At 70.7% G+C, this 3060-nt stretch carries 2 protein-coding genes; one reads left to right on the forward strand and one right to left on the reverse strand.

The window, feature by feature from the left end:
* Nucleotides 1-3: 3 nt before the first annotated feature.
* Nucleotides 4-1515 carry a UDP-N-acetylmuramate--L-alanine ligase gene (gene murC / locus AC08OJ_RS19480; protein WP_476594743.1) on the reverse strand — a complete coding sequence of 504 codons (1512 nt, stop codon included), beginning with the start codon at nt 1513-1515 and terminating at the stop codon, nt 4-6.
* Between the two features lie 434 nt (nt 1516-1949).
* On the opposite strand from murC, the gene ftsZ reads away from it, so the two are divergent.
* The coding region (gene ftsZ, locus AC08OJ_RS19485; RefSeq protein ID WP_476596494.1) for a cell division protein FtsZ at nt 1950-3060 on the forward strand (1111 nt) is incomplete at its 3' end.

Below are 3060 nucleotides of genomic sequence, written 5' to 3' on the forward strand. Positions count from 1 at the left end.
AGGTCAACCGGCCGCCGCGAAGCCCAGGGCGGCCAGTAGCCGGGGACCGACCGTGGTGCTCGTTCCCGCTCCGAGCGTGAGCAGTAGGACCCCCCGCGACGCCTCGTCGCTCAGGGCGGCGCGGACGTCCGTGGCGAGTCGTTCGACGAGTTCGGACCAGGACACGTAGTACGTTGCCGCCGGCTCGCTCACCCGCTTGACCAGGTCGACGGCATGCAGACCGAGGTCGTCGGTCTCGCGGGCGGCGTAGATGTCGGTGACGTACACCCGGTCGGCGTCGCTGAACGCGGCCGCGAAGTCATCCAGCAGCGCGGCGAACCGACTGAACGTATGTGGCTGGAGTACCGCCCAGATCTGCCGTCCCCGAGCCCGCGAACGGGCCGCGGCGAGCGTCAGACGGACCTCCGTCGGATGATGCGCGTAGTCGTCGATCACCTCCAGGCTGCCCGGACCTCCGGCGGGCCCGGTGCCGGTGCTGCCGGTGCTGCCGTTCCAGAAGCCCACGAACTCGAACCGTCGGGCCGCGCCGGTGAAGGTCGTCAGGGTGGTGAGGGTCTGGGCGGGAGCGACTCCCAGTTCGGTGGCGGTGGCGAGGACCGCGAGGGCGTTCAGCACCGAGTGTCGGCCGGGTATCGTCAGGGTCAGCGCACCGACCTCCTGGCCGGCCCGCAGGACGGTCGCCCCGGTCATGTCGTTCCCCGCGGTGGTGACGACGTCGACCGCGCGCCAGTGGCGTTCCGGCTCGAAGCCGTAGTCGATCACCGCGACGTCCTTATTCACCGCGACGTCCTTGCCGGGCCGCTGGCGACCCAGCTCGGTGAGGACGGCGACCACCCCGGGATGATCTCCGCAGACAACCAGTCGTCCACCCGGCCGGACCCGTCGGGCGAACGCGGCGAAGGCTGCCCGGACCGATGCCTCGTCGGGGAAGACGTCGGGGTGCTCCCACTCAACGTTGGTGATGACGGCGATGCTCGGGTCGAGGCCCGCGAAGGCACCGCCGTACTCGTCGGACTCCAGGACGAAGACGTCGCCGGAGCCGGCCAGCGCGTTCCCCCCCAGCTGTGACACCTCTGCGCCGATGACCGCCGTGGGATCCAGCCCGGCGGCGCGCAGGACCAGGGTGAGCATCGCCGAGGTGGTCGACTTGCCGTGCGAACCGGCGACGGCGACCAGCCGGTACCCGGCGGTGAGCTCCGGTAGCCATTCCGAACGGCGGCGCACGGGCAGACCGAGCGCGCGGGCGGCGACGATCTCCGGATGGTCGTCGGGCAGCGCGCTGGACGCGACCACGACATCCGCACCGGCGAGCTCGGCGGCGACGGCGGCCGGACCGGGCGTGGCCCCGATCCGGATCGGCACCCCCCGTGCGCGTAGGGTCGCCACCCGGGGCGAGTCCTCGGAGTCACTGCCGCTCACCGTCCCGCCGCCCGCGAGATGGATCTGGGCCAGCGAAGACAGGCCGCTGCCTCCGATGCCGAGGAAATGGACGTGCTGGGTGCGCTGACCGGTCACGGGAGGCAGTACACCATCATCGGCTCCGGGGATGGTGAGGTCCCTTGATCCGTGGCACGGCCGGGTGCCGGGATCCGTACATTGAGCGGGACCCGTACATTGAGACGAAGCCCTCGCCGGCTGTCCAGGGGAGGTCGCCAGAGGCGAGCCACGGCTACCACAGACCCCTTCCGGGGCGGGGGCCCCCGCATGGTGGCGAAGCCACCGTGCGGGGAAAGTCGTGACGCGCCGACAGCGTCCTTGACCACCGCCGGAGCCGTGCCTACTGTCCGATCCACAGTCGGAAGTTGACATAACTGTAACCGTCTAGCTGACGGTGAAGGTTGAGGCTTCGACTGCTTTCCCGCTCGCCGCGTGGCTCCGCCTTCCCGCGGCGGCGCAGGGGCGGGGTAACCCCCGTCCGACCACCGACGCCGCTGGAGGACCGACACCGCATGGCTGCCCCACAGAACTATCTCGCGGTCATCAAGGTCGTCGGGATCGGTGGTGGTGGCGTCAACGCCGTCAACCGGATGATCGAAGTCGGTCTCAAGGGCGTCGAGTTCATCGCCATCAACACCGACGCCCAGGCCCTGCTCATGAGCGACGCCGACGTGAAACTCGACGTCGGCCGTGAGCTCACCCGAGGCCTCGGCGCCGGAGCCGACCCCGAGGTCGGCCGCCAGGCTGCCGAGGATCACCGGGAGGAGATCGAGGAGGTCCTCAAGGGGGCCGACATGGTCTTCGTCACCGCGGGTGAGGGTGGTGGCACGGGTACCGGCGGTGCGCCGGTCGTCGCGAACGTCGCCCGCTCCCTCGGAGCACTCACCATCGGTGTGGTCACCCGGCCGTTCACCTTCGAGGGTCGGCGCCGGGCCACCCAGGCTGACACCGGTATTGACACTCTTCGTAATGAGGTCGATACCCTCATTGTCATCCCGAACGACCGTCTGCTGGCGATGACGGACCGGGACATCAGCGTTCTCGACGCCTTCCGCAGCGCCGACCAGGTGCTGCTCTCCGGTGTCCAGGGCATCACCGACCTGATCACCACGCCCGGCCTGATCAACCTGGACTTCGCCGACGTCAAGACGGTCATGTCCCATGCCGGCAGCGCCCTGATGGGCATCGGACGGGCCCGCGGCGACGACCGGGCCACCGTCGCCGCCGAACAGGCCATCGCGTCCCCCCTGCTCGAGGCGAGCATGGACGGGGCCCAGGGGGTGCTGCTCAACATCTCGGGTGGGTCGGACCTCGGCCTGTTCGAGATCAACGCGGCCGCCGAACTGGTCGCCGACGCGGCCCACCCGGAAGCGAACATCATCTTCGGTGCGGTCATCGACGACGCACTCGGGGACGAGGTGCGGGTAACGGTCATCGCCGCCGGCTTCGACACCGTCCAGGACCGGCGGACCCGCACCCTCAACGCCGCGGGGCAGCGGCGCCCGCCGGGGCCGGCCGGCGGGTCGGCTGCCGGGCCGCCGACCGTGGCCGCCCCGGCCACCTCGCCCGCGACAACGATCCTGCCGCCGCTGCCGACGATCTCCACCGTCCCGTCTCGGACGC

This window comes from Frankia sp. CgKIO3 (assembly GCF_977946435.1).